The 20,524-nt window shown below is 59.4% G+C and carries 23 protein-coding genes; 20 read left to right on the top strand and 3 right to left on the bottom strand.

All coding sequences use genetic code 11. The features are described from left to right. Nucleotides 1–139 precede the first annotated feature (139 nt). The 3 genes from HX899_RS06690 to HX899_RS06680 all read left to right on the top strand — a co-directional run bounded on the left by HX899_RS06690 (nucleotide 140) and on the right by HX899_RS06680 (nucleotide 5,240). Complete coding sequence (locus HX899_RS06690) at nucleotides 140–787, top strand: TetR/AcrR family transcriptional regulator (RefSeq protein WP_181291956.1); 648 nt, start codon at nucleotides 140–142, stop codon at nucleotides 785–787. Nucleotides 788–1,039: 252 nt separating this feature from the next. Beyond that, nucleotides 1,040–3,223 carry a DUF1217 domain-containing protein gene (locus tag HX899_RS06685; protein WP_181291955.1) on the top strand — a complete coding sequence of 728 codons (2,184 nt, stop codon included), beginning with the start codon at nucleotides 1,040–1,042 and terminating at the stop codon, nucleotides 3,221–3,223. Between the two features lie 229 nt (nucleotides 3,224–3,452). Then, nucleotides 3,453–5,240 (top strand): PAS domain-containing methyl-accepting chemotaxis protein, encoded by a 1,788-nt coding sequence (locus tag HX899_RS06680; protein WP_181291954.1) that lies wholly within the window; start codon nucleotides 3,453–3,455, stop codon nucleotides 5,238–5,240. A 39-nt stretch (nucleotides 5,241–5,279) separates the two neighbouring features. On the opposite strand, the gene HX899_RS06675 is transcribed toward HX899_RS06680, so the two are convergent. Then, on the bottom strand, nucleotides 5,280–6,083 hold the full coding sequence (locus tag HX899_RS06675; protein WP_181291953.1) for a crotonase/enoyl-CoA hydratase family protein: 804 nt from the start codon (nucleotides 6,081–6,083) through the stop codon (nucleotides 5,280–5,282). Between the two features lie 88 nt (nucleotides 6,084–6,171). On the opposite strand from HX899_RS06675, the gene HX899_RS06670 reads away from it, so the two are divergent. The 12 genes from HX899_RS06670 (at nucleotide 6,172) to HX899_RS06615 (ending at nucleotide 14,764) form a co-directional block, all read left to right on the top strand. Continuing rightward, nucleotides 6,172–6,762, top strand: a complete 591-nt coding sequence (locus HX899_RS06670; protein ID WP_173883684.1) for a TetR/AcrR family transcriptional regulator — start codon at nucleotides 6,172–6,174, stop codon at nucleotides 6,760–6,762. A 257-nt stretch (nucleotides 6,763–7,019) separates the two neighbouring features. Further along, nucleotides 7,020–7,859, top strand: coding sequence for a transporter substrate-binding domain-containing protein (locus tag HX899_RS06665; protein ID WP_138388904.1), 840 nt, complete (start codon nucleotides 7,020–7,022; stop codon nucleotides 7,857–7,859). Between the two features lie 117 nt (nucleotides 7,860–7,976). Then, on the top strand, nucleotides 7,977–8,639 hold the full coding sequence (locus HX899_RS06660; protein WP_138388905.1) for an amino acid ABC transporter permease: 663 nt from the start codon (nucleotides 7,977–7,979) through the stop codon (nucleotides 8,637–8,639). Between the two features lie 6 nt (nucleotides 8,640–8,645). Then, nucleotides 8,646–9,305 carry an amino acid ABC transporter permease gene (locus HX899_RS06655; RefSeq protein ID WP_011648868.1) on the top strand — a complete coding sequence of 220 codons (660 nt, stop codon included), beginning with the start codon at nucleotides 8,646–8,648 and terminating at the stop codon, nucleotides 9,303–9,305. Between the two features lie 13 nt (nucleotides 9,306–9,318). Next, a complete protein-coding gene (locus HX899_RS06650; RefSeq protein ID WP_138388906.1) occupies nucleotides 9,319–10,089 on the top strand; it encodes an amino acid ABC transporter ATP-binding protein in 771 nt (256 codons plus the stop codon). A 150-nt stretch (nucleotides 10,090–10,239) separates the two neighbouring features. Next, a complete protein-coding gene (locus tag HX899_RS06645) occupies nucleotides 10,240–10,494 on the top strand; it encodes a FitA-like ribbon-helix-helix domain-containing protein (RefSeq protein ID WP_025397318.1) in 255 nt (84 codons plus the stop codon). Continuing rightward, nucleotides 10,491–10,916 carry a type II toxin-antitoxin system VapC family toxin gene (locus tag HX899_RS06640; RefSeq protein WP_181291952.1) on the top strand — a complete coding sequence of 142 codons (426 nt, stop codon included), beginning with the start codon at nucleotides 10,491–10,493 and terminating at the stop codon, nucleotides 10,914–10,916. Before HX899_RS06645 ends, HX899_RS06640 begins: the two co-directional genes overlap by 4 nt. A 195-nt stretch (nucleotides 10,917–11,111) precedes the next feature. Then, on the top strand, nucleotides 11,112–11,873 hold the full coding sequence (locus HX899_RS06635; RefSeq protein ID WP_181291951.1) for a GntR family transcriptional regulator: 762 nt from the start codon (nucleotides 11,112–11,114) through the stop codon (nucleotides 11,871–11,873). Beyond that, complete coding sequence (locus tag HX899_RS06630; RefSeq protein ID WP_181291950.1) at nucleotides 11,867–12,652, top strand: transporter substrate-binding domain-containing protein; 786 nt, start codon at nucleotides 11,867–11,869, stop codon at nucleotides 12,650–12,652. The genes HX899_RS06635 and HX899_RS06630 overlap by 7 nt, the downstream gene beginning before the upstream one ends. An 81-nt stretch (nucleotides 12,653–12,733) precedes the next feature. Beyond that, a complete protein-coding gene (locus tag HX899_RS06625) occupies nucleotides 12,734–13,405 on the top strand; it encodes an amino acid ABC transporter permease (protein WP_181291949.1) in 672 nt (223 codons plus the stop codon). Beyond that, entirely contained in the window at nucleotides 13,402–14,061 is a 660-nt protein-coding gene (locus tag HX899_RS06620; protein WP_129422582.1) for an amino acid ABC transporter permease, read from the top strand. The genes HX899_RS06625 and HX899_RS06620 overlap by 4 nt, the downstream gene beginning before the upstream one ends. Further along, nucleotides 14,039–14,764, top strand: coding sequence for an amino acid ABC transporter ATP-binding protein (locus HX899_RS06615; RefSeq protein WP_181291948.1), 726 nt, complete (start codon nucleotides 14,039–14,041; stop codon nucleotides 14,762–14,764). The genes HX899_RS06620 and HX899_RS06615 overlap by 23 nt, the downstream gene beginning before the upstream one ends. 253 nt (nucleotides 14,765–15,017) lie before the next feature. Here the strand turns inward: HX899_RS06615 and HX899_RS06610 are convergent, their stop codons facing one another. Beyond that, complete coding sequence (locus HX899_RS06610; RefSeq protein WP_181291947.1) at nucleotides 15,018–15,752, bottom strand: PspA/IM30 family protein; 735 nt, start codon at nucleotides 15,750–15,752, stop codon at nucleotides 15,018–15,020. After that, nucleotides 15,749–16,195 (bottom strand): YjfI family protein, encoded by a 447-nt coding sequence (locus tag HX899_RS06605; protein WP_029871137.1) that lies wholly within the window; start codon nucleotides 16,193–16,195, stop codon nucleotides 15,749–15,751. Before HX899_RS06605 ends, HX899_RS06610 begins: the two co-directional genes overlap by 4 nt. A 103-nt stretch (nucleotides 16,196–16,298) precedes the next feature. Between HX899_RS06605 and HX899_RS06600 the strand changes: the two genes are divergently transcribed. Genes HX899_RS06600 through HX899_RS06580 form a run of 5 tightly spaced genes read left to right on the top strand, consistent with a single transcriptional unit; the run spans nucleotide 16,299 to nucleotide 20,215 of the window. Further along, the gene (locus HX899_RS06600) at nucleotides 16,299–17,354 is read left to right on the top strand and encodes an ion channel (protein WP_181291946.1); all 1,056 of its coding nucleotides are present in this window, start codon (nucleotides 16,299–16,301) and stop codon (nucleotides 17,352–17,354) included. Then, nucleotides 17,351–18,007 carry a DUF2491 family protein gene (locus HX899_RS06595; RefSeq protein ID WP_181291945.1) on the top strand — a complete coding sequence of 219 codons (657 nt, stop codon included), beginning with the start codon at nucleotides 17,351–17,353 and terminating at the stop codon, nucleotides 18,005–18,007. The genes HX899_RS06600 and HX899_RS06595 overlap by 4 nt, the downstream gene beginning before the upstream one ends. Nucleotides 18,008–18,042: 35 nt before the next feature. Next, on the top strand, nucleotides 18,043–18,444 hold the full coding sequence (locus HX899_RS06590) for a DUF350 domain-containing protein (protein ID WP_181291944.1): 402 nt from the start codon (nucleotides 18,043–18,045) through the stop codon (nucleotides 18,442–18,444). 12 nt (nucleotides 18,445–18,456) lie between these two features. Further along, entirely contained in the window at nucleotides 18,457–19,056 is a 600-nt protein-coding gene (locus HX899_RS06585) for a DUF1190 domain-containing protein (protein WP_181291943.1), read from the top strand. Between the two features lies 1 nt (nucleotide 19,057). Beyond that, on the top strand, nucleotides 19,058–20,215 hold the full coding sequence (locus tag HX899_RS06580) for a glutathionylspermidine synthase family protein (protein WP_181291942.1): 1,158 nt from the start codon (nucleotides 19,058–19,060) through the stop codon (nucleotides 20,213–20,215). The last annotated feature ends 309 nt before the right edge of the window (nucleotides 20,216–20,524 follow it).

The raw sequence follows: 20,524 nt of genomic DNA, 5'->3' as shown, positions 1-20,524 counted from the left end.
GGATGCAACGCATTACAGAACTGATAAGTTCTCTAAATCGAAATCACTAATGCCACAACCGAAAAAATTGCCCCTCAGAAATCGTAGTCTGCGTTCTCAGGTCGTCGGCACGCGTTTCGGCAGGGTGGTCTAGACCGTCATGGATATTATCGACGAACCTGCGGACGAGCCGCGCAAACGGGGCCGGCCGAAAGTTTCCAGCGACGAGGATAAGCGGGCGCATATCGTCGAAGTCGCCGGCCGCGTTTTCGTCAAATACGGTTATGCCGGAAGCACGACCGCGATCGTCGCCTCCGAGGCGGGCGTTTCGAAGCAGACGCTCTATAAGCTGTTTCAGAGCAAGGAAGAGTTGTTTGCTGCCGTGGTGGGCGCGCATCGACGCCTGATGCTCGATCTGCCCAGGCCTGCCGAAGATATCTCGATTGCCGCGAGCCTCGAGCGCATTTTCATGATCGATATGGATGAGGACAAGGATGCGGATCGCACCGGCTTCCTGCAACTCGTCTTTCGCGAAGCGGCGCAATTTCCCGAACTTGTCGATATCCTGCAGCGCGAAGGCATGCTTGCCAGCCGGCAGCATCTCGCTGACTGGCTGAGCGAACGCCGGTCGGAAGGCAGATTGACGCTGGACGATACGGCGAGCGGAGCCCGCATGCTGATGGATATGATCCTCGGCGGCATGGGTCCGCCGGAAGGGCGGGCTCAGGCCTGGCCCGATCGGGCTCAACTGTTTGCCCATCTTCGCCGCTGCATTGCCATCTTTGCCGCAGGCGTCGGCGCGGCCTAAAGCGCGTTGCAATCTGTCAGATTCGCTCCTCGCGCTTTCGTCCGGCAAAACGCGATCCCTTGACTTTCGCTTCCAATTCCGCATTGGATTAATTACAGAACCATGGAGTTCTATTAAGTTGATTCGGCCACATGTAGGTGGCTGCGCTTCGCCATGACCGGCGACGACATTCCCGCAGAGATGAAAAATGTTCGCCCGTGACTGCCGGCCGGCTTTCGCGCGGCACCGCCGTGCCTATGAAAGGGACAGACGTTGGTTTCCACCTATGTAAGCTATCTCACGGTCGCGCGAAATCTGAACGCCAGCCTCTCGAACGTGGCTTCACAGGCAACGGTTGCCCGCGACAGCGCCTATTACAAGGAAAACATCGAGAAGGTCACGACCGTCGATGAATTCATGAGCGATTACAAGCTCTATTCCTATGCCATGAAGGCCTACGGCCTTGAAGACATGACATATGCCAAGGCCTTCATGAAGAAGGTGCTGGAGAGCGACCTCAGCGATTCATCGAGCTTCGCCAACAGCTTGAGCGACACCCGTTATGCCGAGTTCGCTGCCGCCTTCAAATTCGCCGGCGAGACGAAGACGGCGCAATCGGACGTGCAGCGGGACAATCTGCTCGATGCTTATGAGGGGTCCTTCGACACCGAGGCGGACGACATCGCCGACGCGACGGACTATTTCGAAGAGAATATCTCGTCGATCACCTCGGTCGACGATCTTCTGTCGAGTTCGAAGCTGAAGAACTATGTGCTGACGGCTTTCGGCCTCAGCACCGAATATACCTCGACCGGCTTCCTGAAGAGTGTTTTGACGAGCGATCTCGACGATGCCGATAGTTTCGTCAACCAGCTCGACGACGAGGTCTATGTCAACTTGGCGAAGGCCTTCAACTTCAACGAGGATGGCTCGACCGACGGCGACGTGATGTCGGAAGATCAGATCTCGCTGGTCACAAGCGCTTATGCGGTAGCCTCCGCGACGATCGCTTCCTCGGAAACCGGGGAGGCCTATGACACTTACTTCGCGGCGCAAATCGGCAACATCACCTCCGTCGATGAGTTGATGAGCGACGACAAACTGATTTCCTATCTGAGAACTGCCTATGGGCTTACCGATAGCGAGACCGATAACTTCATTTCCGCGGCGCTGAAAAGCGCTGATATCGCCGACGCGATCGGCTTGTCCGAACTGCACGATGCCTTCAATTTCGATGAAGACGGCGCTCTTGCCGATGGCGACACGGCCCAGACATCGGAACAGACCGCCGCCACCACGGCGGCCTTCGATGAAAATTATGAGGTGCTGATCGCCAACACCGACACCGAAGACGCCGTCGACAACTATACGACGCGCATCGCCAGCGTCACCTCGATCGATGATTTCCTGGTGTCGAATGATGACGACGACGATGACGACAACGACGATCTCCCGGAACTGTGGGAAATGGCGTTGCGAGCCCATGACATAGACCCGGACAACGTTTCGAGAAACGAGGTCCGGAAAATTCTCGAAAGCGATCCCTCGGACTCGAAGAGCTATGTCAACAGCCTCGACGATGACCGGTTCGTCGCCTTTCGCAAAGCCTTCAACTTCGACGACAATGGCGACGTGACCGTTCCGCTGCAGGCCATGTCGGAATCCGTCGTCGACGATTATGCGACCTATTACAAGCAGAACAAGATCCGATACCTCGAAGGCGACGAGCTGACGGAAACGACCGATGCGGCGGATGAGGAGATCACCTATTTTCGCGAGCAGATGGCCACGATCACCACGGCCAGCGAATTTCTGGCCGACGATCGCTTGGTTTCCTTCGCGCTCGAGGCGAAGGGGCTCGATCCTGATGCTGTCACGTCGGACGAGTTGGAGAAGATGTTTTCTTCCGACCTCGATGACGAAGACAGTTATGTCAACAAGCTGGGCGACAATCGTTTCGCCGAACTCGTCGGCGCGTTCAATTTCGATCAGGACGGCAATATTTCAGCGGAGCCCACCGGAACGGTGCAGCAGCGCGGCGACGTGCTGGAGACGATCGACGCCTATGTCAGGCTGACGCTGGAGGATGATCAAGGCGACAGCAACACCGGCGTGCGCCTTGCCCTCTATTTCCAGCGCAAGGCGCCGGAGATCTCGAGCGCCTACGACATTCTGGGCGACAGCGCGCTCTTTGAGTTTTTTACGACGAGCTTCAACCTGTCCAGTTACGTCTCGAACATGGACGTCGACAAGCAAGCCGAGATGATCGACAATTTTATCGACCTCGAGGATCTGTCGGATCCTGACAAAGTCGACGATCTGATCAAACGCTTCACCGCCATGTATGACATGGCCAACGGCACAGGCACCACGTCGACGGCGCTTTCGATCCTGACCGGCTCGGCGACGATAAGTGCCGATACGCTGCTTGCGATGGCGCAATTGAAAAGCGGGTGAGCGGCCTGCAAGCTCGCCGGTCCCGGAGAGCCTGACGGAGGTGCATCCCCTATCCATGGCAGGGCAGGGGGTCGGCTGCATTTGCCCGGATGTGCCTCATAGACACAGCGCTGGTTGAAAAACAAAATATCCTGCACGTTATATTCATAATTAAATCCCCGTTAATAAAGCATAAGCGAATATTCGCGACATGGCTGGACCAACAGCAATGAAATCTAGGGGATTGCGCGTGAGTATTCTTGATCGTGGTGCAAATGCTGTCGCGGCTCTTGCCGCTCTATCGAATTCGCAAGCCATGATCGAGTTTGATCTATCGGGCAGGATCCTCACCGCGAACGAAAACTTCTGCAGGGCGCTCGGCTACGAGTTGAGGGAGATCGTCGGAAAACATCACAGCATGTTCGTCGAGCCTGCCTATGCATCATCAACGGAATACAAGGCTTTCTGGACGAAGCTCGCAGCCGGGAAATTCGACCAGCAGCAATACAAGCGCCTCGGAAAAGGCGGCCGCGAGGTTTGGATCGAAGCATCCTACAATCCCGTGTTCCGACGCGGGAAGCCGGTCAAGGTCATCAAGATTGCAACGGATATCACCGCGCAGAAGCTGAAATCTGCCGAGGATTCGGGCAAGATCGACGCATTGTCCCGGGCTCAGGCGATCATCGAATTCACGCCGGCCGGCGAAATCCTGACCGCGAACGACAACTTCCTGTCCGCCCTTGGCTATTCGCTTGCCGAAATCCAGGGCAAACATCATTCGATGTTCTGTGAAGCCGACTACTCGAGGTCGGAGGCTTACAAGGAATTCTGGCGGAAACTTGCGAGCGGCCAGCTGGTTGCCGACGAATTCATGCGCATGGGCAAGGGCGGACGGAAGGTCTATATCCAGGCTTCCTACAATCCGATTTTCGACCTGAACGGCAAAGTGTTCAAAGTCGTGAAGTTCGCAACCGATGTCACGGCGCGCGTCGAAAATGTCGAACAACTTGCCCGTTGCCTGACGAATCTTGCGGACGGCGACCTGTCGCAGATGATCCAGAAGCCTTTCATTCCTTCGCTGGAAAGGCTGCGTGCCGACTTCAACAGTGCCTCGGAGAAGCTGAAGGGCGCAATGGCAACGGTTGCCGAAAATGCCAAGGCGATATCAGCCGGTTCCAACGAAATCCGCACAGCGGCCGACGATTTGGCAAAGCGTACCGAGCAGCAAGCGGCATCCGTCGAAGAAACGGCCGCCGCCCTTGAGGAAATCACGACGACGGTCAAGGATTCGAGCCGCCGCGCCGAGGAGGCCGGTCAACTCGTGGCGCGCGCCAGAAATCACGCCGAGCATTCCGGCCAGGTAGTGCGTGACGCAATCGGAGCGATGGACCAGATCGAAAACTCGTCACGCGAAATTTCCAATATCATCGGTGTTATCGATGAGATTGCCTTCCAGACGAACCTTTTGGCGCTCAATGCCGGCGTAGAGGCGGCACGAGCAGGGGAGGCCGGCAAGGGCTTTGCGGTCGTTGCCCAGGAGGTCCGTGAGCTGGCGCAGCGGTCGGCGAAAGCTGCCAAGGAGATAAAGAGCCTGATCACGGCGTCCGGTTCCCATGTCGCAAACGGCGTCGCCCTCGTGACGAATGCCGGATCAGCGCTCCAGGAAATCGCCAGTCAGGTTCACGAAATCAATACCAACGTCACAGCGATCGTGGAGGCGGCGCGCGAGCAATCGACTGCGCTCGGCGGGATCAGCCAGTCCATCAACACCGTCGACCAGGGAACGCAGCAGAATGCCGCAATGGTCGAGGAGCAGACGGCTGCGAGCCATGGTCTCGCCCGAGAGGCTGCGGCGCTCTTCGAGCTTCTTGAGCAGTTCCGTTTCAACGATGCGCCGAGATCCAGGTCTTCGTTTGCGCAGGCGGATCGTCACCCTGCCGCACCGACGGCTTTGAAAGTCGTTCGTAATTCGCCCCTCGCATCGATCCAGCGCGGGTCGGCCTCCGTCGCGCTGAAGTCCGACTGGGAAGAGTTCTGATTACGCTGACTGAGCCATTCTCGGCAGTGTTGGCGGCAATCAATCGAGCGACCACGAGCCGGGATAGTTCGGCTTGCGGCGCTCGATCCACGCGTCGAGCCCTTCGCGCAAATCGGCGGTTGGCGCCATCCGGGCGAATTGTTCGCCTTCGATCAGCAGCCCCTCCGCAATGCTCTGGTTGATGCCGCGCGTCACCGCCGTCAGAATGCTCGCCGCCGCCAGCGGCGAATGACGCAGAATGCGGCGCGCGAGGTCGTGGGCGGCCGGTATGAGATCGTCATGCGGGACAAGCTGGTTGACAAGGCCGAGTTCGAGGGCGCGCTGCGGGGAGAATGTGTCGCCCGTCAACAGCAGTTCGAGGGCGCGCTTGCGCCCGGCCAGCCTCGGCAAACGCTGCGTTCCGCCAAAGGTCGGCGGCATTGCGAGATTGATCTCGGGCTTGGCGAACAGGGCGCGTTCGCTGGCGATGGCGAGGGGCACAGCCTCGGTGATCTCGCAGCCGCCGCCAAAGGCAAGGCCGTTGACGGCGGCGATGATGGGTTTTCGGAAGGCTTCCAGCCGCGCAGTCAATCGCTGTCCGCGCGCGACGAAATCGCGCATGGCGACATCGGTGCCCTGCGCCACGCTTTCTGAGAATTCGTAGATATCGCCGCCCGCCGAGAATGCCCGCTCGCCTGCGCCGGTGAGGATGATCGCCCGGATTGAATTGTCGGTTTCGATGGCGTCGAGGATCGCGAGAAAGCGGTCTATCAAGGCGTAATTCAGCGCATTGAGCTTTTCCGGGCGATTGAGAGTGAGCGTGGCGATTCCGTCGCGGCTGTCGATCAAAACAGTGTCGGCCATTCGGTTTTCCTTTCCGCTATGCTGCGTCAGGAGAAGTATGCCGCCGGTCGATGCTTGTGTATATTCACTAGTCGGTATACATGGCGACATGATCTCACACGCAATCCCGACGCGCGAACGTATCATCTCGGCCGCCGCCAAGCTGTTTTACAACGAGGGCATCAGGAGCGTCAGCGTCGATGCGGTGGCTGAAGAGGCCGGTGTCACGAAACGGACCCTTTACTACCATTTCGCCAGCAAGGACGACCTCATCGGGGCCTATCTGGAGGCGCGCGACCAGCCCAACCTCGCTCTGTTCAAACGCTGGTACGCGGAAACGGCGGGCGAACCGGCGGATAAGGTGCAAGGCATCTTTCGCAATCTCGCCCGCGCGGCCCGCCATCCGAAGTGGAAGGGCTGCGGTTTCCTGCGCACCTCTGCGGAACTCGCCAATATGCCTGGCCATCCAGCCATGAAAGTCGGGATTGAACACAAGAAGAGGGTCGAGGCCTGGTTGCGGGTGACGTTCGAGGCGGCCGGAATCAAGGCGGAAGCGCCGCAACTCGCCCGGCAGATCGTCCTGCTGCTCGATGGCTCGTTCGCCGTCGTACTGTTGCACCGCGATCCGACCTACATGGAAGCGGCAGGCGAGGCGGCTGGTTCACTGATCCGCGCTGCGACCGCAAACGCAAACGCGTAAGGCGCTCGCTCTGAAGACCGCATCTTTCGCCCTCGGCATGGCCTGAGGTCGCTGAGCGGGAAGGGCATGATGTTGAGCCTCTAAACAACGGAACAATGCTGCACTGCCGAAAAAATCGCCACGCGCGCCACTGCGCGTTTTTTCAGCATGACCCCATTGACAATTCATCCTTGATGGCACTTCATAACATTGTTCCAGTAAAACAGACATGCGTCCATTATACTGGAACAATAGGAATCATCCATAAGGGGAACGCCATGACCATTTCCTTTCGCACCGGCGTGATATCGCTGGCCGTCGCCGCTCTGTTGTCCACGCCTGCGCTGGCCGAAGGCAGCAAGCTCGATGAAGTGCTGGCCCGCGGCCATCTCGTCCTCGGCACGGGCAGCACCAATGCGCCTTGGCACTTCAAGAGCGCCGACGACAAGCTTCAGGGATTCGACGTCGACATGGGCCACATCATCGCCAAGGCGCTCTTCGGCGATCCTGAAAAGATCGAATATGTGAACCAGTCCTCCGACGCCCGCATCCCGAACATCACCACCGACAAAGTCGACATCACCTGCCAGTTCATGACCGTTACCGGCGAGCGCGCCCAGCAGGTTGCCTTCACCATTCCTTATTATCGCGAGGGTGTCGGCCTGATGCTCAAGGCGGATGGCAAATATGCCGACTACGCCGCCCTCAAGGCGGCCGGTTCCTCCGTTACCATCTCGGTTCTCCAGAACGTCTATGCCGAGGCAATGGTGCATGCGGCATTGCCGGAGGCGACCGTCGACCAGTACGATTCCGTCGACCTGATCTATCAGGCGTTGGAATCGGCACGTGCCGATGCAGTTGCCACGGACCAGTCGTCGCTCGCCTGGTACATGACGCAGAATCCGGGTCGCTATAAAGATGCCGGCTACGGCTGGAACCCGCAGACCTACGCCTGCGCCGTCAAGCGCGGCGACCAGGATTGGCTGAACTTCGTCAACACCGCCCTGCACGAAGCCATGACCGGCGTCGAATTCGACTTTTACGCCAAGTCGTTCAAGACTTGGTTCGGCAAAGATCTGACGCCGCCGCAGATCGGCTTCCCGGTCGAGTTCAAGTAGCAGCCATGCGGAGCGGGACATGTTTCCCGCTCCGCATTTAAAAAGTGAGAGCATGACGTTGTCCGAAAACCGCTCAGACTTTTCGGCATCATGCTCTGGTCTGAAAGGGCGGCCCGTATGGGTTACACGTTGAATTTCGCTGCCGTCTGGCGCAATTTCGATTTTCTTTTGAGCGGGCTCGCGCTCAGCCTCGGCCTTGCGGTGATCTCAATCCTGATCGGGGCCGCGATCGGCCTTGTGGTGGCCTTCGCGCTGACGTCCAAAAGCCGCTTTGCGGTCGTGCCGGCACGGATCTATGTCACTGTCATTCGCAACCTGCCGATTCTCGTCCTGGTGCTTTTCGTCTTTTTCGCGCTGCCGCAAATGGGCCTGCGCCTCGACAAGATAAAAAGCTTCGTCCTGGTTCTGTCGCTTTATTCCGGCGCCTATCTGGCCGAAGTGTTCCGCGCCGGGCTGCTGTCCATTCCAAGAGGGTTGACGGAAGCGGGGCTTGCCATCGGCCTGACAGGGATGCAGATCCGCAGCTCCATCATCGCTCCACTGATGCTGCGCAACGTGCTGCCATCGCTGTCCTCGACGATCATCTCACTCTTCAAGGACACCTCGCTCGCCGCCGCTATCGCCGTGCCCGAGCTGACGTTTGCCGCCCGCAAGATCAATGTCGAGAGCTTCCGCGTCATAGAGACCTGGATGGTCACATCCGCGCTCTATGTCGCGACCTGTTTCCTCATCGCCGCCGTGATGCGCTTCGTCGAGCGCCGTCTGGCCCTGCCGAGATAAGCCCTGATGTCCCACACTTTTCTCGAACAACTCTGGATCGCCCGATACGTCATCATGAACGGCATCGGCGTGACCGTGTCGATCTCCCTGCTGGCCATCCTCGCGGGTTCCATACTTGGCGTTTTCGTCGGTTTGGCGCTCGTCTATGGCGGCGTTGTTTTGCGTCTGGCCGTGCGCGCCTATACGGATATCATCCGTGGCACGCCGGTGCTCGTGCTGGTGCTGGCGAGCTACTACGTCTCCGCCGCCGTCGGCCTCGATCTCGGGCCGTTCTCGGCCGGGGTGCTTGCCCTTGCCATCTTCTGCTCCTCCCATGTCGGCGAAATCGTGCGCGGGGCGCTTCAGGCGATCCCGAAGGGCCAGACCGAAGCGGCCAAGGCGATCGGCCTGACCTTTACCCAGACTTTCACCTCGGTGCTGTGGCCGCAGGCCATGCGCCAGTGCCTGCCGGCCTGGGTGAATACGGCGGCCGAGATGGTGAAGGCCTCGACGCTGCTCTCCGTCATCGGCGTCGCCGAGCTTCTCCTGCGCACGCAGGAGATCATCTCCCGCAATTTCATGAGCCTCCAGTTCTACTTCCTGGCCGGTGGTCTCTATTTCATCATCAACTACGGCATCGAGCACTTCGGCAAATATGTCGAGCGCAAGACCGCCCTGCCGTCCTGAGGAGACACCCCCGATGGCCAAGACCATTCTCGACATCCAGGGTCTGCGCAAGACTTACGGCATCCACGAAGTCCTCAAGGGCGTCGATTGCGCCGTGCAGGAAGGCGAAGTTATTTCCATCATCGGCTCGTCCGGCTCCGGAAAGACCACCTTGCTGCGTTGCATCAACATGCTCGAGGAATTCCAGGGCGGCACGATCAGCCTCGACGGCGAGGAGATCGGATACCGCGCCGAAGGCGCGACGCGGCGCCGCAAGAGCGAGAAAGAGATTGCACGCCAACGCGCGTTGACCGGCATGGCGTTTCAGCAGTTCAATCTTTTTCCGCATATGAGTGCCGCTGAAAACGTCATGCTCGGCCTCGTCAAGGTGAAGAAAATGGCCAAGCCGGATGCCCGCGCCATCGCGGAAAAATGGCTCGATCGTGTCGGCCTTTCCGCCCGCTCGAACCATTATCCCGGACAGCTTTCCGGCGGTCAGCAGCAGCGCGTCGCGATCGCCCGCGCCATCGCCATGTCGCCGAGGCTGATGCTGTTCGACGAAGTGACTTCCGCGCTCGACCCGGAACTGGTGGGCGAAGTGCTTCAGGTCATCAAGGGGCTTGCCGCCGACGGCATGACCATGCTGCTCGTCACGCACGAGATGCGCTTTGCCTACGACGTTTCGTCACGCGTCATCTTTATGAACCAGGGCGTCATCTGCGAGGAGGGCGATCCGAAGGACATGTTCGTGCATCCGAAGACCGAACGGCTGGCGGAATTCCTCAAGACCTCGAGTTTCAACTAGACGAAAGAGAATCCATGCCGATCACACGTTATGGTGGCGCAACTCCCCTAACGACTGGTTGGCTTACGATCGCATGGCAAGCGCACATTGAATGTGATGGCAAATCCATTATATTGCTAGCATCGCTATCATGTCCCGCAGGTTGCCATCATGCCCGCAGTCACAATCAGAAACCTCTCCGACGCGACGCACCGTGCTCTCAAGGTGCGTGCGGCTCATCACGGGCGCAGCGCCGAAGCGGAAATGCGCGAAATCCTCGAGGCTGCCGTCCGTCCGGAAACACGCCTGCGTCTTGGCAGCGCGCTCGCCGAACGGAGCCGTCGCCTCGGGTTGACGAATGAGGACTTTGCCGTGCTGGACCAAGCTCGCGACACATTGCCTGCAAAGCCGATGAGCTTTGAATGATTATCCTCGATACGAACGTCGTTTCCGAGGCGATGAAACCAGCGCCCGACGAAGCCGTGAAATTCTGGCTCGATGAGCAGGCAGCCGAAACCCTCTTCCTTTCTAGCGTCACGATCGCCGAACTGATGTTTGGAATCGGCGCCCTCCCGGCTGGCAAACGCAAGGAAAGGCTCTGCGACGCGTTGGACGGTCTGATGGAACTCTTCGAAAGCCGTATTTTGGCTTTCGACATCACAGCGGCACGGCGCTATGCCGATCTCGCGGTCAAGGCCCGAGCCGCTGGCAGAGGATTTCCCACTCCGGACGGCTATATCGCCGCCATCGCGGCATCAAAAGGGTTCGCCGTAGCCACGCGCGATACAAGTGCGTTCGACGCTGCAGGTGTTGAAGTGATCAATCCCTGGGCGGCTTCGACCGCATAAGGTCGTTCGGCCAGTAAGAACAAGCCGCCACGTGAGTGGTTCGACGCTGGTCTGCGTTTGCAAGGCGTTGCAGGCACGCGCTCAATTTACGCTCAGTCTGCATTCCCAGCGTGCAAATTCCAGGGGGAGGGATCCGAGACATCTTGGAAATCCTGAACGCAGGATTTTGGCACGAGCTTTGCTTTCCTGTCTTGTATGCAAGATAGCCACACATCTGAGAGCACGCAGAAGACCATCGAGGAGACGATCGTCTCTGGGATTCTTTCAGCCAAAATTCGGCCTGGGACGCGTCTCAGCGAAAACCAGCTGGCAACGCTCTTCAGCGTGTCTCGAACCCGCGTCCGTGAAGCCATGATGCGCTTGGAAACACGCGGTATCGTGCATGTCAGTCCGAGACGAGGCTGGTTTGTTGTCGAGCCGTCTGCTGAAGAGGCGATCGCGGTCTATGAGGCACGGCGCGTCATCGAGTCCGGATTGCTGCGCAGCATGCGCGTGCTGACAGGCGAGGGACGCGAAGCGCTCGACGCGCATTTGAACGAGGAAAAAAGCGCAATGGCTGCGGGCGACCGCCAGCACCTGATCTATTTGATGGGCGATTTCCACATCCGCATCGCAGAATTGAGCGGCAACGCCATCATCGTCGATATCCTCCGCGATCTCACCGCGAGGACGATCCTCATTTCGATGCTCTATCAGTCTGAATTTCATGCAGCACAGTCTCATGACGGACATTGCCGCATCTTCGAGGCCATGCAAGCGGGCGATTTCGTCAGAGCCGCCGAGCTCTCTATCGAACATCTGGACGAAGTGGAAATGGGCCTCGACCTCACCACGCGCCCGGATCCGCTCTCGGAACTGCGCAGTTCCCTGTCACTTCCCCCCAAGACCGTGCCCTCGGTCTCCCAACTGTCAGACCCAAAAAACCACAACTTCAAAGGAGCAATTAAAACATGCTGACAAGACGAGTCTTCTTCGCAATCGCGACCCTGGCTGCAACCTTCGGCTTCGGCTCCGCGTCTTACGCCGATGCTCTCGCCGACATCACGACGCGCGGAACACTGCGTGTCGCCGTCCCTCAGGATTTCCCGCCTTTCGGCAGCGTCGGCACCGATATGGCGCCGATGGGCTACGATATCGATGTGGCCAACCTCATTGCCGAAAAACTGGGCGTCAAGACCGAACTCGTGCCGGTCACCAGCGCCAACCGCGTTCCCTATCTGCAGACGAACAAAGTCGATCTGGTCATATCAAGCCTCGGCAAGAATGCGGAGCGCGAAAAGGTGATCGATTTCACCACGGCCTACGCACCCTTCTTCAACGGCGTGTTCGCACCGGCCGATCTTTCGATCGCCAAGGTGGAAGATCTCGCCGGCAAGAGCATCGGCGTCACGCGCGGCGCCGTGGAGGATCTCGAGCTGACGAAGATCGCGCCGGCCGACGCGACGATCAAGCGCTACGAGGACAATAATGGCACCATCTCGGCCTTCCTGTCCGGCCAGGTCGACACCATCGCCACCGGCAACGTCGTGGCCGCTGCGATCCTCGCCAGAAATCCCCCCAAGCGCCCCGAGATGAAGTTCCTGATCAAGAATTCGCCCTGCTACATCGGTCTCAACAAGGAACAGGCGGCTCTTCTGGAGAAGGTGAACGGCATTGTCGCCGCCGCAAAAACCGATGGATCGCTGAACGCCATATCGCAGAAGTGGCTCGGCGCCGATCTCCCGTCGGATCTGTAAGGAACCCGGTTCTCACGGATGTCATCCCGCGCCGCGCGCGGGATGACATGACGCTCCGTCGCCACAAGAGGGGACAATTCCTTGAGTTACCATTTCGAATTCGGCTGGCTGCTTGAATATTATCCCGAGATCGTCAAGGGCATACTGATCACGCTGGAGCTTATCGCCATTGGCGGCGTGCTCGGCATTTCGCTCGGCATCTTCTGCGCCTGGGTGCGCGCACTCGGCCCGGCCTGGCTGAAGCCAGTTGTTGCGACCTATGTCGAATTGATCCGCAACACGCCGTTCCTGATCCAGCTCTTTTTCATTTTCTTCGGTCTGCCGTCGCTCGGTTTCAAGCTTTCCGAACTGACGGCCGCCAACCTCGCGATGGTCGTCAACCTTGGCGCCTATAGCTGCGAGATTGTCCGCGCTGGCATCCAGGCAACCCCGAAGGGCCAGTTCGAGGCAGGCGAGAGCCTTGCCATGACGCGCTTCGAAACCTTCCGGCATGTCGTTCTCGTGCCATCCCTGCAGCGCATCTGGCCGGCGCTGTCGTCGCAAGTGGTGATCGTCATGCTCGGCTCATCGGTCGTGTCGCAGATCGCCGCCGAGGATCTGGCCTTTGCCGCAAACTTCATACAATCGCGAACCTTCCGCGCCTTCGAGGCCTACATCGTCTCGACAGCCATCTACCTTGTGCTGGCGATCCTGCTCCGGCAGCTGCTGGCGGTGGTCGGCGGGTTCATTTTCCCGAGGAGGGCGGCGCGATGATCGAGTTCACACTCTGGGACATCCTGCGCAACCTGCTGCTCGCCACCCGCTGGACGATCCTGCTTTCGCTCGTCTCGTTCATCGGCGGCGGCGCGGTGGGACTGGGGCTGCTGTTCCTGCGCATCAGCAAGCGCAAGGCATTCAGGGTAGTCGCGAAATATTATATCGAGCTCTTCCAGGGCACGCCGCTGCTGATGCAGCTCTTCATCGCATTTTTCGGCCTCGGCCTCTTCGGGATAGACGTGCCGGCCTGGCTTGCTGCGGGATTGGCCCTCACCCTGTGGAGTGCCGCCTTTCTCGCCGAAATCTGGCGAGGCTGCGTCGAGGCGGTCGCGCGGGGTCAATGGGAGGCCTCGGCCAGCCTCGGCATGGGCCGGCTGCAGCAGATGCGTTATGTCATCCTGCCGCAGGCGCTGAGGGTCGCCATACCGCCGACGGTCGGTTTCTCCGTGCAAATCGTCAAGGGAACGGCGCTGACCTCGATCATCGGTTTCGTCGAATTGTCGAAAGCCGGCACGGTCGTCACCAATGCCACTTTCCAGCCCTTCACCGTCTACGGGCTCGTCGCTCTCATCTACTTCGCCCTTTGCTGGCCTCTGTCGAAAAGCAGCCAGATCCTGGAAAGGAAGCTCAATGTCGCTCATCGAAATCACTGAAGTCCGCAAGAGCTTTGGCACCACCGAGGTGCTGAAGGGCATCAATCTCGATGTGGAGGCCGGCGAGGTCATCGCCATTATCGGCAAGAGCGGTTCGGGCAAATCGACACTGCTTCGCTGCATCAACGGCCTGGAAACCATCACCGACGGCTCCATCTCCGTGGCCGGCGCGCAGCTCCTTGATGACGAAGTCCATCTGAAGGCACTGCGCCTCAAGGTCGGCATGATCTTTCAGCAGTTCAACCTCTTCCCGCACCTGACCGTCGGCGGCAACGTCATGCTGTCGCAGACCGTGGTCAAGAAGACCCCGAAAGTCGAAGCCGAGGCCACCGCCCGCAAGATGCTGGAGCGGGTAGGGCTCGGCCACAGGTTCGACGCCTATCCCGACGAGCTCTCGGGCGGCCAGCAGCAACGCGTCGCCATCGCCCGCGCGCTCGCCATGCAGCCGACCGCACTTCTCTGCGACGAGATTACCTCCGCGCTCGATCCGGAACTGGTCGCCGAAGTTCTGGCCGTCGTGCGCGAACTTGCCGCCGAGGGAATGACGCTCCTGATGGTGACGCACGAGATGAAGTTCGCCCGCGACGTCTGCAACCGCGTCGTCTTCATGCACCAGGGCCGAGTCCACGAAGCAGGCCCGCCGGAGGAAGTCTTTGCCAATCCGCAGACTGCAGAACTGAAGCAGTTCCTCGGCGTCAGTTAAGAAACGACGACATGCTCTCGCTTATACCGGCCGGCATCGTCGTGACATTGAGGCGTTCGGTTGCGGACCGGGATGCTCGCCTGGATCATGCGGGGACTCGCCAAATGGTAGGGGAATCCTTCTGACAAGGGCATCCAACCGCAGATAGCAACGGTGAATCTCTCTTCCAGCTGCTCGTCAACAAGCGCGCAGTCGCTCCAATCCGCAGGCGTGCCGGGGGAACGGCAGGCGAGGCTGCCGTTCCCGGGGATTGTCAGTCTTTGTTGCCAGTCGGTGCGGGCAGCAAGATGGGCTCGACCGAATGTTTCGGTGCCATCAATTGTGCAAGAATGTCGTCGGCCGAATGGCTCGAACTGCCAATGCCGGCCTCGCGCAGTTGACGATCGAGGTCGCTGCCGTTTTCCAGCGCCGCCAGTTCGGCACCGGCTTCGATGCGGCCGGCAGTGACTTCCTGGCGCTTCTTGATACGTTCGAGACTTTCGACGGCGCTACCGAGACGGGTATTGATGCCCGACTGGCTATGGGCGATCGCCGACTGAGCGCGCAGCAGCGACTCGTTGGCTTTGACATTCTCCACCTCACGCTTCATCTGGGCAATGCGCGCTTCGGTCTCCTGGATCGTGCGCAGCATCTGCTGCTGGCGGGGCAGCAGCCGGTCGAGCTCTTCCTGGTCGCGCTGCACTTCGGCACGGGTACCGGCAATGCGCTGAGCGAGACCCTGCGCCAGATCCGTGCGGCCCGCGGAGATCGCTGCACGAGCGCTGTCGGTATCCTTGGTCTCCTTTGCGCGGTTTTCTTCAAGTCGGCGCATGACGCTCTTGTTGGACGCCATGATGCCGGCCAGATCGGATCGCGCACTGCGCAGCGACTGCTCAGCGTCGCGGATTTCCTGGTCAAGAATGCGCATGGACTGGCTGTCGGCGGCCGCTTCCGCTGCCTCGTTGATGCCGCCGCGAATGGCGGTGAAAATCTTTCCCCAGGTGCTCACGCTGCAATCTCCCCGCTTTTCCATTCTTCAATCATATGTGCCGCATCGACGGCATTGGCAGCCAGAATCGCGACTTCCTCGACCACCGTCTCGGCCGGCGAGCGTGCTGACAGCGAGCCGAACAATTCATACCATTCCTCACCGTCGATCGTGGTGATGCCGAAGCTGGAGAGCGGCACGAACTTATGGGTCTTCAGCACCATACGTTCGAAGGCTTCTCGATTGGACACGTCCTTGCAAGGCACCAGAACAGCGCTGACAAGGATGTCGCGCTCCCCGCTTACCGCGACGAAGACGTCGAGATCGCCTTTTTCCTTAAGAGTCACGCATATGACGTCGCCCTGTTCGGGTACGGCTACATCCACATCGCCCAGTGCGTCGGGATCGGCGGCGAACAGGCGCGTTAAAGTGGTGAGGTTCCAGGTCTCCAAAAAGTCCTCCATCGGTTGGAACGTCAAAATATTTGGGTAATCGGTTTGCAACTTAAAGATCTGGTGCGCTAAATAAATTTCGCTAGGGTACGCGTTGGGAACGGGGGCGAATCGCTTGCCATTTATCGCTTCATTGATGCGGCGTGTATATCTCTCGCTCAGCGAATTGGCCTGGTCAGCGCTTTTTGTTATCCTCGTGATCCACCTGGTCGCTTCTTACCTGCTCTTCACGCTGGCCGGCGAAGGCGATCTCGTCGGCAATCCGGTCGACTTTCTTTACTACTATATGGTGACGGCAACGACTGTCGGCTATGGCGATCTTTCTCCAAAATCGGGGCCTGGCCGAATCATTGCCGTCCTGTTCGTTCTTCCCGGCGGCATTGCCATCTTCACCGCTGTTCTTGGTAAGTTGTTGACAAATATCGGTACGATCTGGAGAAACCGCATGCGCGGATTGGGTGATTACAGCGAACGCGCCGGCCATATCATCGTCCTCGGCTGGCAAGAGGGGCAGACATACCAGACGCTCCGGCTGCTGCATGCCGAACGGCAGGCCAACGAGCCGATGAGTGTTCTGGTTGCCAAGGACCTGCCGGAAAATCCCGCCAGCAATTACGCCGACTATATCAGAACCGAGCGGCTTGCCGATGCCGATGCTCTGGTGCGGGCCGGAGTGGCCCAGGCGCGCGCGATCATCGCGCGCGGTGCAAATGACGACGAGACGCTGGCCGCCGTGCTGATTGCTGAAGACCATGCGCCCAATGCCCATATCGTGGCCTATTTCGCCGACGACCGCACGGCACAGATGGTCAAACAACGCCGGCCGCGCGTCGAGGCGGTGGGATCGCTCGCCGAGGAGCTGCTGTCGCGTTCCGCTCGTGATCCGGGCTCTTCGGAAATCGCCGCACGGCTGCTGTCGGCCGCTTCCACCGACACGGCGTTTTCGCTGCCGGTACCGCCTTTGCAAACGCCGCTACTCTATGGGGACGTGTTTTTAAGGCTCAAGCGTCAGCATAATGTGACGCTGGTGGGCATGCTGAGCCAGGGCATGACCGACCTCAACTGCCAGGACGAGACGCTGATGCGGGGCGGCGAGACCCTTTACTACATCAGCGGAATGCGGCTAGATCCCGCTGCCATCGCTTGGGCTCGAATGGGAGACGTATCATGATCGGCTGGTTCGGCAGAGACAAGAACGAAAGGCCCTTACCCAAAGAACTTGGCCCGTTGAGCGCCGCCATCGGCGGGGCGTTGGACATCGATTTCCTCTCCCTCGAAGCCGAGGCTTTGGCCGGCCAGCCGGCCATGCCGCTGCCACGGAGCGGCCCGTTCATCATTGCCGCCTACGGTGAGGTTTCGCTCGATGCCGCGACGGTTCTGTCGCGCTACTACGATGAAGACCATCGGATGATTCAGGTGATGTCGACGTCGGGCCAGCCGGGTGATGTCGACGACATCAGCTTTTATCAGCCCTGGGACAGCGTCGTGCCTGCCGGGCAGGGCGGATGGAACCGCTGGACCGGGCCGGACGGCCTGATCGGTCAGCCAAGCTACGATGCCGATGGCATCCTCTATAGCCGCTTCTGGGGCGAAGGCCCGGAGCGCACCCCATTGGCGGAGTTTGTCGAGAAGGTCGACGACGGTGAGGCGCAGCGCTCCATTCACCAGACCTGCATGCTGTATTATCGCCCGCTTGGCTCGACGCGCGAAATGCTTTTGATCAATGTCGAGCGCGACCTCGATCTCGGACAGAGCCAGGCAGGCAGCTCGGTGGAATTTCTGATCGGCTACGGACTCGCTCCGGCCGATGTTCGCCGCGTCTGATAGACCCTGTCAATTTTCAACGGAGGACTTTTTCAATGCTCGATTACGTGGCGGGTCTGCCTGCCTTCCTCGGCTATTTCGCCGTTGGTCTTGCCGCTTACGGCGTTTTCGCGGTGATCTACACATTCCTGACGCCGCAGAAGGAAGTCCAACTCATTCGCGCAGGCAATCTTGCCGCCGTCACGGCATTCTTGGGCGCGCTTGTTGGTTTCAGCCTGCCTCTGGCTTCGGCCGCAGCCAGTTCGGTCAGCATCGTCGACTACATCATATGGGCGGTGGTCGGCATTCTGGCGCAGATCCTGGCTTACTATGTTGCGAATTTCACCATGACGGATCTGCATGAAAAGATCACTGCCGGCGATATCGCCGCGGGCATATGGGGCGGCGGCATCGCGCTCGTCATCGGTATTCTCAACGCCGCCTGCATGACCTATTGAGGGGAGGGAATGATGCGCAGACGTAAGAGCGGGCACAAACGACCTTTCCTGGCCCTCGGCACTATCGCTGCCTCGACCCTGGCGCTGTCCGGTTGCGGCGATCAGACTCCTTCCGAGACAATGTTCACCTCCGTCGACCAATGCGTGACTTCCGGCATGGACCGGCAGGTCTGCCAGGCCGGCTATCAGGATGCCATGCGGGCCCATCTTGCCGCCGCGCCGCGTTTCAACGGCATGGCCGCCTGCGAGGCCGAATACGGCTCGGGCCAGTGCACGCAACAGTCGGCCAGTGCCGTCCCCAACAATACCGGCGGAGGCGGCAGCTTCTTCGTGCCGTTCCTGACAGGCTACATGCTGTCTTCGGCACTGAACAACATCGGCGACTATTACAATTATCGCCGGCGCCAGGAGGAGAGTGGCTCCTATTACGGCTCGACGCCGATTTATCGCAATCGCTCGGGACAAACGGTGACAACGACTGTTCGCTCGGGCGGCGGCAACGACACCTCGATCGCGCCCTCACGCCAGACTGTCAAGCCGGTCAACGTCAACACCCGCACCGTCGCCCGTCAGGGCTTCGGGGGTCGTTCGTCGTTCAGTTTCGGCGGCTGACATGAAGCGCATCACCCTTCCGGCGCGTCCTGATTGGCTTGACAAGGCGCGCGCCGTTGGCTTCGGATTTCACGAAATGTATGGCGAGCCCTATTGGCTCGATGATGCCGCCTATACGTTCACGCTCGATGAGATCGAGATGCAGATCGAAGGGCCGAGCCAGGAACTGCACGACATGTGCATGGATCTGGTCGGCGATATCGTCGGAAGCGAAGAGTCGCTCGACAGGCTGGCCATTCCGGAGGACCTGCGCGATGTGGTCCAGCGCTCCTGGCAGCGCCGCGACCGGCACCTCTACGGCCGGTTCGATCTCGCTTACGACGGCACTGGCCCGGTCAAGTTGCTCGAATATAACGCCGATACTCCCACTTCGGTGTTCGAGACAGCCTATTTCCAGTTCAACTGGCTGACCGACCAGGTGGCTTTGGGTAGCCTGCCCAAGGACGCGGACCAGTATAATTCCTTGCAGGAAAGCCTCGTCGAGGCGTTCGAGCAATTTTCCAAAGAGCCGATCTTCCACTTCGCGGCGATAACCGACAATGAGGAGGATCGCGGCACGACGGTCTATCTGATGGACTGCGCAGTGCAGGCCGGCCACCGCGTCGAGCTTCTGGACATCCGCGAGATCGGCATCGATGCGCAGGGCCGTTACACCGACCTCCAGGATCGGGTGATCGACCGCTGCTTCAAGCTGTACCCATGGGAATTCATGCTGCGCGAGCCCTTCGCCCGCGATCTCGTGCGCTCGGGCGATGTTTTCGTTGAGCCCGCCTGGAAGGCCGTGCTCTCCAACAAAGGGCTTTTGCCTCTGCTCTGGCAGCGCCACCCCAATCATCCCAACCTGCTGGCTAGCTATTTCGCAGACGACCCGGCGGCCTCGAGTTTGAGCGACTATGTGCGCAAGCCACTGCTGTCGCGAGAAGGCGAGAACGTCACGATATTCCGAGATGGCCGGGAATTGATTTCTGCCCCCGGCGATTATGGCGACGAAGGCTTTATCGTCCAGGCCTATGCCCCGCTTTTCGAAAGCGATGGCGGCTTCGCCGTGCTCGGCAGCTGGATCGTCGGTGATCGCGCCTGCGGTCTTGCCGTCCGCGAGGATCGCTCGCGCATAACCGCCAATCTATCGCGTTTCGTACCGCACGTCATAGTCGGATAAGAGAAGATATATCGCTTCAGGCGCAGCGATCTTCGTGTACGCGTCGAGGGATACCGCCCGAATTTCTCGGCGAGAAGTGATGACGACCAACGGCGAGCGAGCGATCTTGCGGCGTTCATCCATATCGATCTGGGAGTAGGTGCGCTTCATATCTCGTTCCTTGCAGGGATAAACCGTTGTTATCTATTGCAAGTCGCACTTCATCCTTGAACCCACCCCCCCACATACATTGTGGCGGCAGGGTTGGAATGTCCGTTTGTGTGCAAAGTAGAAGTGTCATTTTGGGCGCGTCTTCAGCTATTTAGAAAT

The organism is Rhizobium sp. WYCCWR 11146, from assembly GCF_013591995.1.
Taxonomy (GTDB): Bacteria; Pseudomonadota; Alphaproteobacteria; order Rhizobiales; family Rhizobiaceae; genus Rhizobium; species Rhizobium indicum.
The sequence above is the reverse complement of the archived record's forward strand: the minus strand, read 5'-3'. Positions and strand labels throughout refer to the sequence as shown.

What these genes read in the sequence shown, in the direction of transcription:
- HX899_RS06605 (WP_029871137.1), bottom strand. Translation starts at nt 16,195, where the DNA reads ATGGAGGACTTTTTGGAGACCTGGAACCTCACCACTTTAACGCGCCTG.
- HX899_RS06590 (WP_181291944.1), top strand. Translation starts at nt 18,043, where the DNA reads ATGCTCGATTACGTGGCGGGTCTGCCTGCCTTCCTCGGCTATTTCGCC.
- HX899_RS06595 (WP_181291945.1), top strand. Translation starts at nt 17,351, where the DNA reads ATGATCGGCTGGTTCGGCAGAGACAAGAACGAAAGGCCCTTACCCAAA.
- HX899_RS06650 (WP_138388906.1), top strand. Translation starts at nt 9,319, where the DNA reads ATGGCCAAGACCATTCTCGACATCCAGGGTCTGCGCAAGACTTACGGC.
- HX899_RS06580 (WP_181291942.1), top strand. Translation starts at nt 19,058, where the DNA reads ATGAAGCGCATCACCCTTCCGGCGCGTCCTGATTGGCTTGACAAGGCG.
- HX899_RS06665 (WP_138388904.1), top strand. Translation starts at nt 7,020, where the DNA reads ATGACCATTTCCTTTCGCACCGGCGTGATATCGCTGGCCGTCGCCGCT.
- HX899_RS06615 (WP_181291948.1), top strand. Translation starts at nt 14,039, where the DNA reads ATGTCGCTCATCGAAATCACTGAAGTCCGCAAGAGCTTTGGCACCACC.
- HX899_RS06675 (WP_181291953.1), bottom strand. Translation starts at nt 6,083, where the DNA reads ATGGCCGACACTGTTTTGATCGACAGCCGCGACGGAATCGCCACGCTC.
- HX899_RS06690 (WP_181291956.1), top strand. Translation starts at nt 140, where the DNA reads ATGGATATTATCGACGAACCTGCGGACGAGCCGCGCAAACGGGGCCGG.
- HX899_RS06585 (WP_181291943.1), top strand. Translation starts at nt 18,457, where the DNA reads ATGCGCAGACGTAAGAGCGGGCACAAACGACCTTTCCTGGCCCTCGGC.
- HX899_RS06655 (WP_011648868.1), top strand. Translation starts at nt 8,646, where the DNA reads ATGTCCCACACTTTTCTCGAACAACTCTGGATCGCCCGATACGTCATC.
- HX899_RS06645 (WP_025397318.1), top strand. Translation starts at nt 10,240, where the DNA reads ATGCCCGCAGTCACAATCAGAAACCTCTCCGACGCGACGCACCGTGCT.
- HX899_RS06630 (WP_181291950.1), top strand. Translation starts at nt 11,867, where the DNA reads ATGCTGACAAGACGAGTCTTCTTCGCAATCGCGACCCTGGCTGCAACC.
- HX899_RS06660 (WP_138388905.1), top strand. Translation starts at nt 7,977, where the DNA reads ATGGGTTACACGTTGAATTTCGCTGCCGTCTGGCGCAATTTCGATTTT.
- HX899_RS06620 (WP_129422582.1), top strand. Translation starts at nt 13,402, where the DNA reads ATGATCGAGTTCACACTCTGGGACATCCTGCGCAACCTGCTGCTCGCC.
- HX899_RS06670 (WP_173883684.1), top strand. Translation starts at nt 6,172, where the DNA reads ATGATCTCACACGCAATCCCGACGCGCGAACGTATCATCTCGGCCGCC.
- HX899_RS06640 (WP_181291952.1), top strand. Translation starts at nt 10,491, where the DNA reads ATGATTATCCTCGATACGAACGTCGTTTCCGAGGCGATGAAACCAGCG.
- HX899_RS06635 (WP_181291951.1), top strand. Translation starts at nt 11,112, where the DNA reads ATGCAAGATAGCCACACATCTGAGAGCACGCAGAAGACCATCGAGGAG.